The 13,841-nt window shown below is 39.3% G+C and carries 14 protein-coding genes; 11 read left to right on the top strand and 3 right to left on the bottom strand.

Going from position 1 to position 13,841, the window contains the following annotated elements; all coding sequences use genetic code 11:
* Positions 1 to 93 precede the first annotated feature (93 nt).
* A complete protein-coding gene (locus tag V7164_RS10915) occupies positions 94 to 1,257 on the top strand; it encodes a M20 family metallopeptidase (RefSeq protein ID WP_335354087.1) in 1,164 nt (387 codons plus the stop codon).
* Between the two features lie 91 nt (positions 1,258 to 1,348).
* On the opposite strand, the gene V7164_RS10910 is transcribed toward V7164_RS10915, so the two are convergent.
* The gene (locus tag V7164_RS10910) at positions 1,349 to 2,269 is read right to left on the bottom strand and encodes a VanW family protein (protein WP_335354086.1); all 921 of its coding nucleotides are present in this window, start codon (positions 2,267 to 2,269) and stop codon (positions 1,349 to 1,351) included.
* Positions 2,270 to 2,507: 238 nt separating this feature from the next.
* On the opposite strand from V7164_RS10910, the gene V7164_RS10905 reads away from it, so the two are divergent.
* From V7164_RS10905 to V7164_RS10885, 5 genes are all read left to right on the top strand, one after another.
* A complete protein-coding gene (locus V7164_RS10905; protein ID WP_335346745.1) occupies positions 2,508 to 2,852 on the top strand; it encodes a flagellar basal body rod protein in 345 nt (114 codons plus the stop codon).
* A gap of 21 nt (positions 2,853 to 2,873) precedes the next feature.
* Positions 2,874 to 3,521: a PspA/IM30 family protein gene (locus V7164_RS10900; RefSeq protein WP_335346746.1), complete on the top strand. Its 648-nt coding sequence runs from the start codon at positions 2,874 to 2,876 to the stop codon at positions 3,519 to 3,521.
* 124 nt (positions 3,522 to 3,645) lie between these two features.
* A complete protein-coding gene (liaF, locus tag V7164_RS10895) occupies positions 3,646 to 4,380 on the top strand; it encodes a cell wall-active antibiotics response protein LiaF (protein ID WP_335354085.1) in 735 nt (244 codons plus the stop codon).
* A complete protein-coding gene (locus V7164_RS10890; RefSeq protein ID WP_335354084.1) occupies positions 4,377 to 5,423 on the top strand; it encodes a sensor histidine kinase in 1,047 nt (348 codons plus the stop codon). The genes liaF and V7164_RS10890 overlap by 4 nt, the downstream gene beginning before the upstream one ends.
* On the top strand, positions 5,416 to 6,048 hold the full coding sequence (locus V7164_RS10885) for a response regulator transcription factor (RefSeq protein ID WP_335346749.1): 633 nt from the start codon (positions 5,416 to 5,418) through the stop codon (positions 6,046 to 6,048). The genes V7164_RS10890 and V7164_RS10885 overlap by 8 nt, the downstream gene beginning before the upstream one ends.
* Before the next feature lie 102 nt (positions 6,049 to 6,150).
* Here the strand turns inward: V7164_RS10885 and V7164_RS10880 are convergent, their stop codons facing one another.
* On the bottom strand, positions 6,151 to 6,276 hold the full coding sequence (locus V7164_RS10880; RefSeq protein WP_438824713.1) for a hypothetical protein: 126 nt from the start codon (positions 6,274 to 6,276) through the stop codon (positions 6,151 to 6,153).
* 382 nt (positions 6,277 to 6,658) lie between these two features.
* Between V7164_RS10880 and V7164_RS10875 the strand changes: the two genes are divergently transcribed.
* Together V7164_RS10875 and V7164_RS10870 are read left to right on the top strand one after the other, a co-directional pair.
* Complete coding sequence (locus V7164_RS10875; protein WP_335354083.1) at positions 6,659 to 7,933, top strand: L-cysteine desulfidase family protein; 1,275 nt, start codon at positions 6,659 to 6,661, stop codon at positions 7,931 to 7,933.
* Positions 7,934 to 8,220: 287 nt separating this feature from the next.
* The gene (locus tag V7164_RS10870; RefSeq protein ID WP_335354082.1) at positions 8,221 to 9,543 is read left to right on the top strand and encodes a polysaccharide biosynthesis protein; all 1,323 of its coding nucleotides are present in this window, start codon (positions 8,221 to 8,223) and stop codon (positions 9,541 to 9,543) included.
* A 43-nt stretch (positions 9,544 to 9,586) separates the two neighbouring features.
* Here V7164_RS10870 and V7164_RS10865 read toward each other — a convergent pair whose 3' ends face one another.
* Positions 9,587 to 10,096 carry an acyl-CoA thioesterase gene (locus V7164_RS10865; RefSeq protein WP_335354081.1) on the bottom strand — a complete coding sequence of 170 codons (510 nt, stop codon included), beginning with the start codon at positions 10,094 to 10,096 and terminating at the stop codon, positions 9,587 to 9,589.
* A 271-nt stretch (positions 10,097 to 10,367) separates the two neighbouring features.
* Here V7164_RS10865 and V7164_RS10860 point away from each other — a divergent pair, with 271 nt between their 5' ends.
* From V7164_RS10860 to V7164_RS10850, 3 genes are all read left to right on the top strand, one after another.
* Positions 10,368 to 11,348, top strand: coding sequence for an alpha/beta hydrolase family protein (locus V7164_RS10860; RefSeq protein ID WP_335354080.1), 981 nt, complete (start codon positions 10,368 to 10,370; stop codon positions 11,346 to 11,348).
* 184 nt (positions 11,349 to 11,532) lie between these two features.
* On the top strand, positions 11,533 to 13,302 hold the full coding sequence (ggt, locus tag V7164_RS10855) for a gamma-glutamyltransferase (RefSeq protein WP_335354088.1): 1,770 nt from the start codon (positions 11,533 to 11,535) through the stop codon (positions 13,300 to 13,302).
* A 148-nt stretch (positions 13,303 to 13,450) separates the two neighbouring features.
* The gene (locus V7164_RS10850; protein ID WP_335354079.1) at positions 13,451 to 13,777 is read left to right on the top strand and encodes an SCP2 sterol-binding domain-containing protein; all 327 of its coding nucleotides are present in this window, start codon (positions 13,451 to 13,453) and stop codon (positions 13,775 to 13,777) included.
* Positions 13,778 to 13,841: the final 64 nt, after the last annotated feature.

Here is a 13,841-nt window from a genome sequence, read left to right as displayed (position 1 = left end):
AAAATATACTTATATTGTAAATCATTGAGAGATGGAAAAAGAAATGATAGGAAAAGATACAAAGCAAATATATACAAGTTGGAGTGATAATCTTTGTTAACTATATCAAAATCAGAAGTTCTAGAGTTACTTAGGGATCTAATAAGAATCCCATCAGTTAACCCTACTCTTGCACCGGAAGAGGGATACAATGAAGTACAAATAGCCGAATTTGCGGTAAATTGGCTCAAAAAACATAAGGTTGATGCAAGGCTAGAGTTTGTTGAACCTGGTCGACCTAATGTGTTTGCCGAAGTTGGAGACGGGGACGGTCCGACCCTTTGCTTATGTGCACACTTGGATACGGTTGGAACGAAAGGGATGGAAATTGCCCCATTTGATCCAAAAGTAGAGGGAAGCAGAGTTTATGGAAGAGGTAGCTGTGATATGAAGGCCGGTATAGCTGCCATAATGAGTACTGCAGCTTCATTAGCGGCCTCAGGTTCCATTAAGGGGAAAGTAATATTGGCCCTTGTTTGTGATGAGGAATACTCAAGTATCGGAGCGGATCACTTTGTGCTTCATCATAAAGCAGATGCTTGTATCCTAACTGAGCCAAGCGATTTGAAAATGGTCATTGCCCACAGGGGATTCTTGTGGGGAAAAGTAACTACATGGGGTCGTAGCGCTCATGGCAGCAGATGGGATCTGGGAGACAGTGCCATTTCAAGGATGGGCAAGGTCATCGTTGGACTAGATGATTTAGATAAAAATGTATTAAGGAACAGAAGGGAAGATCTCGTTGGCCCCGCATCCATGCATGTAAGTCAAATTAGTGGAGGTGTTGGGATTTCTACTTATGCACCAGAATGTCAAATTCATATTGAAAGGCGCACTCTACCTTCAGAAAACATATCTAATATAAAAACAGAGATTGAAAAAGTGGTACAGAATGTAGCTGAAGGTTCTCATATTGATTGGTATTTTCAACGGAATCCTTTTTCATGTAATTCCAGTGAATTGATTGTTCAAAAATTAACTGAATCCTACAGATTATTAGTAGGAAGGGAGCTTGAAAGTGTAGGATGGGGATTTTGGACAGATGCAGCTATATTCCAACAGGCGGGTATTCCCACTGTTAATATTGGTGCTTCTGGATTCGGGCTCCATGAACCAGTAGAATGGGTTGATTTTGATTCTGTCATAATGAATACAAATTTATTAATAGATACTGCAACAACGTTTCTCCGAGAAAAAAGAATGATGACAGAGGTTTAAAGAAAAGATTTCGGATATTCACTAGAAAAAAGGACCGGGCAGTTTTTGCCCGGTTTTTCTCATCCCCAATAAAACTCTCCTGTTACAATATTCAACTTTTTTCTCCGGTGCTTGGGATTTCTTCAGGCAGAGTTTTCGAAGCACCCGGAACGATTCGGGGCTCATATTCGATTTCATCAGATGAATAAATGTGGATCGCAATTTGTCCTCCGGCAGCTCGCGCCCGTATTAATAATGGTAAGCTATATTCGTTTTTAAAGCTGAAGTCTGGTCCATACCAGCTGACCGCAGCATCCCTTCCATTTGGTACATACGGAACGCTTTTGGAATGGGAATAGCGTTCGATGATTTTTAAGCCAGCCCGGTCAGCCGAGTTATAAAGGGTGGATGAGACTTGGCAGATTCCCCCGCCAATATCCTCAGCTAACTCTCCTCGAACAATAACAGGCGCACGCATATAGCCCCTATTCTTCGTTCGCTTTCCCACAACACGATTAAAGGAAAAAGTCTCACCAGGAAAAACAACTTGATTATTAATGGCTTCTGCCGCAAGAGCAATATTATGAGAGCGTGCTTTATTGCCTTGATTAAAAAAAGTCACATATCTTCCAATCCGCTTAACATGAATATGCAACAATAAATCCCGATCCACTCGTGGATGAATCGGAAGTATTGGCACTTCTATTTTAGAAGTATTCGCATTGTAAAAATATGTATAAAACAGATCTGTAAAGGCTCTTCGGTGTAATCTCCTGCCAATTTCTTCAGCTACTACATTTCCTGATTGGCTAATATAAGCATTTTTTGGTGCTTGATATGTTTGTTTATCTACCTCTTCAAGAAGATCATTTAGTTTTTCTATATCGATTAAAGGAATATCTGGAAAAGGGGTTGTGTAATCTATTCGGTTAACCGTAAGGACTGATTCTCCCTCGCTTTCAATTGTTAAGCTATCAGGCGGTTGAGCAGGCTGGATAAATAGTAAAATTCCGCAGAGCCAAGCTAGGTTCATGTTATGGCACACCTCCTAATTCTAGTATGGTTTAGTGCTGAGAATTCATGTAAGGTTCCTTGTTATTATTTAAAGTCCTGCTAGGTAAAATTGGTCGCCTTTTACTGTTAGTTTTCAACGATCTACCTTTAGGCCGTTCATATGCTCGGTCTCTGGACCTAGTTGAAAATAAAGCTCAGGCTCGTTATGAGAAGAATGAAATAAAGGTAAGATGATATCAAGAAAGGAGGAAACGAAAATGAAAAAATTCGGTTTACTATTAGCAGGAGGAATTGCTGCATTTGTATTATTGTCAAATCTGGGACCATTGGTGGCGCTAGGAATCAGCATCGTTATTCTGTACTTCGTGTTTAAACAATTTCTGAAAACAGATTCAACATTAATGAAAATTGGCTGGGGGATCATCGGCTTTATTGCTCTGATGGCCACTGCCTCCAATATACCAGCAATCCTTGGTATTGCAGCTGCTTATGTCTTGTACGTTGTGTATAAAAAATGGAATGAGAAAAAGTCAGTCATTGTAGAAGACAACGACCCATTCACAAATTTTGAAAAGCAATGGTCAGAATTAAAGAAAGACTAATAATCTTAAGGAGAGAGACAAATGACAAATCTATTTACTCGTATAAAAAACACTGTTTTAGCAGATATCAATGAGGCACTAGATCAAAAGGAAAAGAAAAATCCGATTACGCTCTTAAATCAATATTTACGTGATAGCGAAAAGGAAACGGAAAAAGTCCGCAAGCTGCTGGAACGCCAATATGCATTGAAGGAAGAGTTCAGCAGGGAATATCGTCAAGCAGAGGACTTGGCAACAAAAAGAAAACGTCAGGCTGAAATTGCTTCACAGGCTGGAGAAAATGAACTTTACTTATTTGCTTCCGCGGAGCATGCACAGTATGAGGAACGTGCGGCACGCCTAAAGGATGCACTGAACCAATCAAACCAGCAGCTTGCTGAATTAGAAAGAAAATATGAAGAAATGAAGCATAAGCTGAAAGATATGCATATTCGCCGCATGGAGCTCATGGGCCGTGAAAATATGACGAGGGCTCAAGTGAAAATGAATCAGGTGCTGGATCAGGACATTTCATCTAATAAGTCAACTTCCCGTTTTCAAGAAATTGAGTCGTATTTAGATCGTTTAGAAAATCAAGTAAACAGCTCCTATTATCGCAGTACGATTGACGCACGCATTGCACAAATAGAAAAAGATATGAAAAAAGAAGAAACCCATTCTATTTCATAAGGGAAACATGGTATTCTAAAAAGGCGTGGAAATCTGCGCCTTTTTTGGAAGTTTCATAGTGAACATTTTAGAACCATTCATCATCATTGCGCTAGTGCTTATTTAATTAGGAGGGAGGAGTCCCATGATAAATAGAGTTAAGAGTGAATATATAAGCTGGATATTATTGTTGGGGGCAGTTGTTCTCTTTTTGGAATTTACATTTTTTAATTCGGGATTGATTTTCTCCCTCCTTGTGGAAGTGGGCATGATTTATATCGGGAGGAAATGGATGCCACGTAAATCCGGAAAACTCCTGTTTTGGCTCGGAATTATCTTTTTGATTATTAGTATTTTTAGTATGATTACTTTTAAATTTTTTCTGTTGGCGATTTTAATCCATTTCTTAATCCAATTCGTTCAGGCTAAGAAAAATCCAGCACATATCAAGCCTGATTTGAAGGAACCAAGTTTAAATCTGGAGATGGAAACACTCATTCGGCATAAGCCGCTTTTCGGCAATCAATTATTCGGACAGCAAAAGACTCCCGATCACGTCTATGAATGGAGCGATATTAATATTCAGACAGGAATTGGGGATACCGTTATTGATTTAAGCTACACTGTTCTCCCAAAAGGGGAAACGGTTATCTATATAAGAAACTTAATTGGAAACATTCAAGTCCTTGTTCCTTATGATATAGAAATAAGTGTAAATCACTCTGTATTAGCTGGTTCGGTTGAAATCTTTGGAGCTCAGGAACCAAAGGTTTTTAATCAGACATTGAAGGTTCAAACTTCAGGGTATGATCAAGCTGAACAACGTGTCAAAATTTTTACCTCGATCCCCGTAGGTGACTTAGAGGTGAAGCGCGTATGAGTATTGTTCAGCGTCAAGTCGTTATAGGAGTAGCTGTGTCCATTCTCATCTGCAGCTTCTTTATTCTTTCTTTTCTATTTCGTTTTCCGCTGATTGATTGGAAAGAGCTATGGGATACAAATGTTATGGATATTCCATATGTTATTTTTGTTCCGAGTGTCAGTATTTTTATTGGTATTTTGTTCGGCTTAATTTCAGGATTCAATTGGAAGAAGCAAATTCAAACAGTCGATAACTGGCTCTATCATATTGAGGAAGGGCGGCAAATAGAAACGAAAGAAATGAATGCCCCTCCTGATTTGCACTCAATTGTAAACAGAGTAGGCAAAATTCAGAAGCAAATTGCCGAACAGGCGAAACTGTCACAAAAGCTGGCAACAGAAAAAGCGGAGGATATGGAGAGCCGCGTGCAGGAAGTGATCTCTCAGGAGCGAAATCGTTTGGCAAGGGAGCTTCATGATTCTGTCAGTCAGCAGTTATTCGCGGCTTCTATGCTAATGTCAGCTATCAATGAGGCAAAGCCTCAGACAAATGAAAGGGAAACGAAGCAATTAAAAATGGTGGAGGAAATGATTCACCAGTCACAACTCGAAATGAGGGCCCTTTTGCTTCATTTAAGACCTGCTGCTTTAAAAGGAAAATCCCTTCAAGAAGGAATAAAGGAATTACTCATCGAATTATCACAAAAAGTAACGATGGATATTAAATGGAAAGTCGAGGACTTCCCTCTTGATAAAGGAATAGAGGATCATTTATTTCGCATTCTTCAAGAATCGGTTTCTAACACCCTCCGCCATTCGAAATCATCGAAGCTCGAAGTTTTGCTAATTCAAAGGGATGAGTTTGTTATTTTAAGAGTGGTAGATGATGGGATTGGTTTTGACGTTGAGGAAGCAAAAGCTGGTTCCTATGGTCTGCAGAATATGCATGAACGAGCGGTTGAGGTTGGAGGAACGCTCAAAATCATTAGTTTGAAAAATAGCGGTACACGACTTGAAGTGAAAATTCCTATTATGAAGCAAGAGGGTGAGGCCAATGATTAGAGTTTTATTTGTTGATGATCATGAAATGGTGAGAATCGGAGTTTCCTCATATTTATCTGCACAACCCGATATTGAAGTGGTTGGTGAAGCTGACAATGGAAGAACAGCCATTGATATGGCATTAGATTTACGTCCGGATATTATATTAATGGATTTGGTCATGAAGGAAATGGACGGAATTGAAGCAACGAGAAATATTATTGAACAATGGCCAGACGCGAAAATTATTATTGTGACAAGCTTCTTGGATGATGAGAAGGTTTATCCTGCTCTGGAAGCGGGAGCAACAAGCTATATGCTGAAAACTTCAAAAGCTAGCGAAATTGCTGAAGCTGTCAGATCCACTTATCAGGGACAATCTGTCTTAGAACCGGAAGTAACGGGAAAAATGATGGTGAAAATGAGGCAGAGGAACCAACAGCTTCCTCATGAAGAATTGACAAGCAGAGAAATGGAAATACTCTTGCTTATGACAGAAGGAAAGACCAATCAGGAAATCGCTGATGAACTGTTTATCGCCTTAAAAACTGTCAAGACTCACGTCAGCAACATTCTCAGCAAGCTCCACGTTCAGGACCGGACTCAGGCTGTAATCTATGCCTTTAAGCATTCACTTACAGAATAACTATGAAAAGACCAGCTCAAAGTTTATTTTTCGAGAAGGTCTTTTTTTATTATTGTGGTTTCGACTCTAAGAGTGCTAGGCATCTATAAAGGACAGTTTTCATTATCGAGTTTGTTGGGTGGACAGGTTTGGCGGAATCATGGATTGTATGAAAAGTCCGTCACCTTCAAGCCATTCAGCTAGAAAAACATCTTTATAATCAGTAATGCCTTGAGAGGATAGCTGCATTTTTAACCAGTCCTCCTTAAAACCAATGTCTTCATGATCTCCTCATACATAGCATTTCCAAGCATTTCGCTTAAAACAATCTAAGAAATAAATGTAAAAGGGAGAAATTTGTTTAATAATCTTTCTACCGACAATTTTGACGATGATAAACAAAAGGAAGAAACCAACAACTAGGTCAATGGTTAAATGTAACAGGCTCAATACAATGTCCCTCATTAAAAGTGAATTTAATCATCCTATTACTATTATTTTCCTAAAATTAAGAAGTTATGAGTGCAATTGGTACACAACTGCATTTTCCAGATAATGTTAATAACGTGTGAAACATAAAAACAAATGTTATGTTAAAATTTAATTAAGATTTTAGACAGGTGGCGAAAAAATGGACAAACATAAAATATTAGCAATTTTAGAAAAGGAACTTGTTGTAGCACTAGGATGTACAGAACCAGTTGCTATTGCCTTGGCTGCAGCAACAGCGAAAAGCTATGTTGAAGGAACGATCCAAGAAATTTGCGTAAAGGCAAGCGGGAATATTATCAAAAATGCAAAGTCTGTTGGAATACCTGGGATGTCTGGAAAAGGGCTGGACTTCTCAGCAGCACTCGGAGCGGTTGCAGGAAACCATGAGAAAGAATTGGAATTGTTAGATGGATTAACAAAGGAAGACGAGCTCTTGGCTTTGCAGCTGATTGAAGAGGGTAAAGTGAAAGCAGGGCAGGCTGAAACACCAAAAAGACTTTATATTGAAGTAACGGTTCAAACAGAAAAACAAATTTCAAAAGTAGTGATTTCGGATAATCATAGCAATATTACGTTGATTGAAGTGGATGGCAAGCCTGTGTTCCTTGGCGGCTGCGAGAATATTGGCATTCAAACCGAAGAGGAGGAGTTAGAAAGTTTAACCATTGATGAAATTTATCATTGGGTACTCCAGGCTGATGTAAAGGATTTATCATTAGTAAAACGGAGTATAGAATTAAACCGGGTTATCGGGATGGAAGGTTTATCTGGAGATTACGGTTTAAATGTCGGAAAAACCATTAAAGAGAATGTAAAAAAGGGGTTCCTATCCGATGATTTAGCAACTGCCGCGATGTCACTTGCCGCTGCTGGCTCAGATGCACGCATGGCAGGTTCGACACTTCCGGTTATGGCCAATACGGGCAGCGGGAACCAAGGGATTGCTGTTACTCTTCCTGTCGTGGCCGTAGCCGAAAAACTGCACGTGTCGGAGGATAAAATGATTCGGGCTGTTGCTTTAAGTCACCTGATCACGATCCATATCAAGTCAAAATTTGGCCGTCTGTCTGCCTTATGCGGTGTAACAGCTGCGGGAATGGGTGCAAGCTCCGCTATTGTTTACCTGCTGGATGGCAATCTTCAGCAAATAAAAGCAGCGGTACAAAATACAATCGGAAATGTATCTGGGATGATATGCGATGGGGCAAAGGCGGGGTGTGCAATGAAGGTATCTACCTGCTCAAATGTAGCTGTCCAATCAGCATTATTAGCCCTCAATCACCAAGAAATTCAATCTACTGACGGCTTTATCCACGATGACGTTGAGAAAAGCATCGAAAGCTTTTGCAAGCTAGGAAATGAAGGTACCCGTCAAACAGATGAGCTTATTTTAAAATTGATGCTTGAGAAATAAGGATGGATGAGAGAAGAAGGCAAGAGATTTTGCTGGCCTTCTTCTTTTTGCATTCAATGTAAGTGTTTTTCCGTTCTTTAGTTAAAAACGCAAACATAGGTAACCTCAATGTAAGTTATTCCCCGCATCTTCACTAAAAAACATTCCACTCAAAATCGATTCTCAAAAAAACAATTCACCTTTACAAACAACATAAATAATATTCCAAAGACTTGTCTCATATCTTATACAATACGATTCTGGCAATACAGCCAGTGATACTTGGCGGATGTATAAGGAGAGGCATAATGAATAAATTTTTTAAAGGAACATTATTGTTAGCTGTTGCCGCATTTGCGGGAGAATGCATCGAATTTCTAGTGAATATGGTATTGGCACGTGAACTTGGGGAGAGAGGACTCGGCATGTATATGTCCATTCTTCCAACGATTTTCTTGATTGTCTTGCTGGCGAGCTTTGAACTTCCCATCTCCATTTCGAAGTTTATTGCCGAAAAAGACAAGAAATACCATTATAGCATGCTCAACCATGTCATTAAATTAACCGTTATCTTCACAGCTATTTTATTACCGTTGGCTATTATCATTATCCCGTTTATCTCTGTTTTTGATCAGTATCATCCTTATCTTAGATGGGCTGTCATCGCCTTTATCCCGATTGTTTCTTTCTCTTCCATTACAAGAGGGTTTTTTATGGGAAAGCAGCAAATGGGTAAAATTGCCACTTATAATTTTATGAGAAAGCTTATACAGCTGATATTACTCGTCTTCCTATATCAAATATTTCAATTTGATACACAAACGGCTGTTTTAATTGCCTTTTGTACTTTTATAGGGAGCGAGATTGTTGTTTTCTTTTACTTGCTTCATATGTTTATCCTGCAATTTCAGCACGTGAAAAGGGAGCCAATTGAAAGAATGAGCGGGGGGACAGTATGGAGAAGCTTGATGGCAGTTTCCATTCCGACAACCGTATTGAGAGTATTCCATGCCTTGACACATGCGGTAGAGCCCTTCCTCATTAAGGCAGCTTTACTACAAGCCGGAGTGAGCGGGATTGTAGCAACTGAGCATTTTGGTATGCTGGCTGGAATCGCGATGACGGTAGGTTTTTTTCCGGCATTTATTGCCCATTCCTTCCTCATAATGCTCATTCCAACCGTTTCTGAAGCTTATGCTGAAAAAAATACTGACAAGCTCCAAAGCCTTCTGCAACAAGTATGTATAATCACATTTCTTTACGGGATCCCAGCTGTTATTTTCTTCTACTTTTTTGCTGAACCGATCACACTAAACTTTTTCCATTCCTCTGATGCTGCTATTTATTTACAAATGCTATGGCCGTTTTTCCTGCTGCATTATTTCATCATCCCCATGCAGGCCTTCCTAATAGGCTTGGGACTTATGAAAGAGGCTTTTTACCATTTTGTTTGGTCAACGATTGTATCCTTTTCAGTGATGTACGTACTCGGTTCCATGCACAGCTTCCAGATGGATGGCATAATCATCGGGATGAATGCAGGGGCTGTTCTGTTATTTCTTATGCATTACCTGACCATTTGCAAGAAAATTGGTGTTAGTGTACTGCTATCTCCAGTCAGATTTAGATGAAAAAGCAAGAGCAGCCTAGTTGTGGCTGCTCTAAAAAAATTCTTTAGGGAAGGTCAATCTTGTATGATTTTACCCTCTCCACACTATCTTGTTTTCGCTTCTTTCGAATTTCTGCACGTTCTTTTGCTGATTCAAATAAGCTTTTTTCCTCATCTGATTCGGGGATGACTGCAGGAACCGGTGTAGGCTTTCCGTTTTTATCAACCGCCACCATGGTTAAGAAAGACATGGCACAAACATTACTTTCCCCTGTTAATAAATCTTCCGCTATAACTTTTACAAATACTTCCATAGAGGATCTTCCAGTATATGTTACAAAGGCTTCTAAGCAAACTGCATCACCTTGATGAATGGGATGGAGGAAATCAACCGAATCCGTTGAGGCTGTTACAACATTTCTCCTTGCATGCCGCATACCTGAAATCGCGGCTGCATCGTCTATGTAAGCCATTAATTTTCCCCCAAATAACGTCCCGTAAGCATTTGTATCAGGCGGCAAAACGATACTAGTTTTGACTACATATGAATCTTTACATTTTTTTGACGCTTCCATATTGTCCTCCTATAAATCTGAACTGATATATACAAGATTAATCATAACAACAAAATTTTGATACTGTTTTAAGTTTATCTTTTTAAAATGTTAATACAATTTGTTTTATATATAAGTATGCACGTTTTTGCTGCTCATTATTTTGATTACTTTCACCATATTATCAATGTAAAGTTCGTTTGGTGGAAAAAAATATTTGAACGATTTTTTTCCTCGGACGTCTTAATAAAAGGTAAATACGAAAATTAATAAAAAAGGGCGGATGCAAATAATGAGTAAAGAGTTTGAAGTAATGATTAAAGGACAGTATCCGTTAGCAGCGACATTATCCATTCCAGAAGGAAATCTTGAAAAATACCCTTTAATTGTTATGGTACACGGAAGCGGCCCCATTGATCGCGATTCGAATGCTGAAGGAATGCCTATGAATATTTTTAAAGAATTAAGTGATGTAGCTTCATCTGAAGGGTTTGCAAGTATTCGTTATGATAAAAGAGGAGTTGGCGCGAGTAAAGGTGACTATTATGAAACAGGCGTGTACGATTTAATTGATGACGCACAGGCTGTGATGGAATTTGCTAAAGGTCATCCAAAAATTGGAGCCGATAAAGTGATTTTACTCGGTCATAGTGAAGGGACTATAATCGCACCATTTGTGAATGAAAGGGTACCAGCAGACGGAATGATCCTGCTTGCCGGCACAGCTGAACCTTTGGCAGAAACGATGGCATGGCAGAGGCAGGAAATCATGAATAATATTCGATCTTTAAAAGGATTTCAAGGTTGGCTAACTAGATTACTAAAAGTAGATGAGAAAATTAATAAAATGAATGATGACTTAGTAAAAGTCCTTCAAGCCTCGGATGAACCGGTCATAAAGTATAAAGGAAAAAAAGTGAACGCTAAATGGAATCGTGAGACAGTACAATTTGATGTATCCAAACCGTTACAAAAGGTAACCTGTCCTGTCCTTGCCATCACCGGATCAAAGGATGTCAATGTGAAGGTAGGCGATTTAGAAAAAATTAAAGCACTCGTTCAAGGAGAATGCGAAACACATATTATTCAAGACATGACTCATATGCTCCGTAAAACCGATGTTGAATACAGTATGAGCAAGATTATGAATAATAATAAGAAATCAATTAGACAACCTGTAGACGTTGAATTAAAAGATAAAGTGATTGATTGGTTAAGAAATTGGAAGAGTAGAGAGGCACAAACCTCCCATTTTGAAATGGTGGAAAAATAATATATTTCCAACTTTAAATTTAATAGGAAACATTGAAATTCACGTTATTTTATTAACTAAGTCTTTCTTACTCCTTCATATAGGAATTTATATTCAAAAATTTAATAGGGTCATGTATTTCTTCATATTACTGCCTTTTCTCCATAAAGTAGATATGAACAAGTCTATGTGAGGGGGAGAAATGATGGGGAGAATTTTGAAAACAGGTTTCGTCTTTTTATTCAGTGTTCTATTAATCATCGGAACACTGCCTTTTAATGTTCAGGCGAAGGCAAAAAAGGTCGACTATGGTACATATAGTCAGGTAGCGTCAGGGAAGGATGGAATGGTGACTACTGCTCATCCTTTAGCATCAGAAATTGGTGCAGAGATCCTAAAAAAAGGGGGAAATGCCATTGATGCTGCTGTGGCCATCCAATTTGCTTTAAATGTTGTTGAGCCCATGATGTCGGGGATTGGCGGCGGCGGTTTCATGATGGTGTACGATGGCAAAACGAAGGAAACAACGATTATTAATAGCAGGGAAAGAGTTCCACAAGGTGCAACGCCTAATATGTTCCTAGATAAAAACGGCAACCCTATTCCCTTTGCTGAACGTTCCACTGGAGGTACAGCTGTTGGAGTTCCAGGAACTTTAAAAGGATTAGAAAAAGCATTGGAGATATGGGGGACTCGCCCATTACCACAGCTTATTAACCCTGCAATTAACCTAGCGGATAAAGGCTTCCCTATTGATTCCGTTTTAGCTGAAGCCATTCAAGATAATAAGGAAATGCTCGCAAAAACAGCTGCAAAAGGTGTATTCCTTCCAAACGGAAAACCATTGAGTGAAGGAGAAGTCCTTGTTCAAAAGGATTTAGCTCAAACCTTTAAGCTAATTCGTTCAAAGGGCGCCGATGGTTTTTATAAAGGTCCTGTTGCCCAGGCAATAGCTAAAACGGTACAAGATTTTGGCGGCTCCATGACATCAGAAGATTTATATAAATACAAGGTAACAATCGACAAACCAATATGGGGAGACTACCAGGGGTATCAGATTGCGAGCATGCCTCCGCCAAGCTCAGGTGGAGTGTTCCTGCTGCAAATGTTAAAAATTTTGGATGGCTTTAATCTTTCCCAATATGATGTCAGGTCATGGCAGAAATACCACTTGCTTGCGGAAACGATGCATCTCGCTTATGCTGATCGAGCTGCATACGCTGGAGATCCTGAATTTGTAAATGTACCATTAAAAGGGCTCCTGCATCCGGAATACATTAAGGAGCGTCAGAAGCTTATTAACCTTAATCAGGTAAACCAAAATCCAGCGGCAGGAAACCCATGGAAATACGAGACAACTGCAGCAAATTATAAGCTGAAAAAGCAGCCAAATGATCGTAAATACGGAGAGACGACTCATTTCTCCGTAACAGATAAATGGGGGAATGTTGTCACCTATACTACGACCATTGAGCAGCTGTTTGGAACTGGGATTATGGTTCCGGGTTATGGGATTCTTTTAAATAATGAACTAACAGACTTTGATGCCATTCCTGGCGGTGCCAATGAAGTGCAGCCTAATAAGCGTCCATTAAGCAGCATGACTCCTACGATAGTATTTAAAGATGGAAAGCCAGTGCTAACAGTTGGTTCTCCAGGTGGTCCGACCATTATTACCTCTGTGCTTCAAACAATTCTTCATGCCATTGAGTATGATATGGAGCTAAAGGCAGCAGTGGAGGAGCCAAGAATTTACACAAATAACCTGAATTCATATCGTTATGAATCTGGGATTTCTGCGGATATCCTAAATCGCATAAATAGTATGGGACATAAATTTAGTTCTGAGCCTGTCACGATCGGAAATGTCCAAAGCATCTATATTGATCATAAAAATGGTACGTTCAAAGGTGTTGCTGATTCCAGCAGGAACGGCGCAGCGATTGGAATAAATGAAAAAGGAAAGAAAAAATAATACGAAACACGCAGCGCCTCTATAAGTGGGGCGTTGTTTGTTTTAGGCGGCTTTGTAAAAAAAATGAATGATTATTCATTTTGTGAAAGGAAATAAGCAAGTTAGATAGAATTATATAAGAAAAGATGACAATAAGAGGTGAAAGAGTTTGTCAGTTAAAACAGAGCTATTTCAACTAGCAGAAAAAATGAATGCAAATCCAATACATATTGAGAATGAGAAGGGTCGGGTTTTTCAAGTTAATCTTGATGAAAGCGGAACTGTACAGATTATTTTAATGGGCGGGAAGGTAGAGGTCGTTGATGGAGCCCCTCTGGAGCCTGAGGTGGCATTGAGTATGAGCGATAAAAATTTTTCTAAGCTTTTAAAGGATAATTTAAACACGGCAGTTGCCTTTATGACGGGCGGCTTAAAGATCGAAGGAAGTCTTGGATTGGCTTTAAAGCTGCAGGAAATCGTGAAGAAATATAAATGAGAAGATGGGCAGCTGCCATTTAAATTTTATAAGGAACAAGTGGTCATCAGTCACTGCATCTGGT

This window comes from Bacillus sp. JJ1474, assembly GCF_036965225.1.
GTDB lineage: Bacteria > Bacillota > Bacilli > Bacillales > Cytobacillaceae > Cytobacillus.
Note: the sequence above shows the minus strand (reverse complement) of the source record. Positions and strands in the feature narration are given on the sequence as shown.

Bases quoted from the DNA above. Each gene is read 5' to 3' on its own strand.
- V7164_RS10865 (WP_335354081.1), bottom strand. From the start codon at position 10,096: ATGGAAGCGTCAAAAAAATGTAAAGATTCATATGTAGTCAAAACTAGT.
- V7164_RS10870 (WP_335354082.1), top strand. From the start codon at position 8,221: ATGAATAAATTTTTTAAAGGAACATTATTGTTAGCTGTTGCCGCATTT.
- V7164_RS10905 (WP_335346745.1), top strand. From the start codon at position 2,508: ATGAAAAAATTCGGTTTACTATTAGCAGGAGGAATTGCTGCATTTGTA.
- V7164_RS10885 (WP_335346749.1), top strand. From the start codon at position 5,416: ATGATTAGAGTTTTATTTGTTGATGATCATGAAATGGTGAGAATCGGA.
- ggt (WP_335354088.1), top strand. From the start codon at position 11,533: ATGGGGAGAATTTTGAAAACAGGTTTCGTCTTTTTATTCAGTGTTCTA.
- V7164_RS10880 (WP_438824713.1), bottom strand. From the start codon at position 6,276: ATGCAGCTATCCTCTCAAGGCATTACTGATTATAAAGATGTTTTTCTA.
- V7164_RS10910 (WP_335354086.1), bottom strand. From the start codon at position 2,269: ATGAACCTAGCTTGGCTCTGCGGAATTTTACTATTTATCCAGCCTGCT.
- V7164_RS10860 (WP_335354080.1), top strand. From the start codon at position 10,368: ATGAGTAAAGAGTTTGAAGTAATGATTAAAGGACAGTATCCGTTAGCA.
- V7164_RS10890 (WP_335354084.1), top strand. From the start codon at position 4,377: ATGAGTATTGTTCAGCGTCAAGTCGTTATAGGAGTAGCTGTGTCCATT.
- V7164_RS10900 (WP_335346746.1), top strand. From the start codon at position 2,874: ATGACAAATCTATTTACTCGTATAAAAAACACTGTTTTAGCAGATATC.
- V7164_RS10875 (WP_335354083.1), top strand. From the start codon at position 6,659: ATGGACAAACATAAAATATTAGCAATTTTAGAAAAGGAACTTGTTGTA.
- liaF (WP_335354085.1), top strand. From the start codon at position 3,646: ATGATAAATAGAGTTAAGAGTGAATATATAAGCTGGATATTATTGTTG.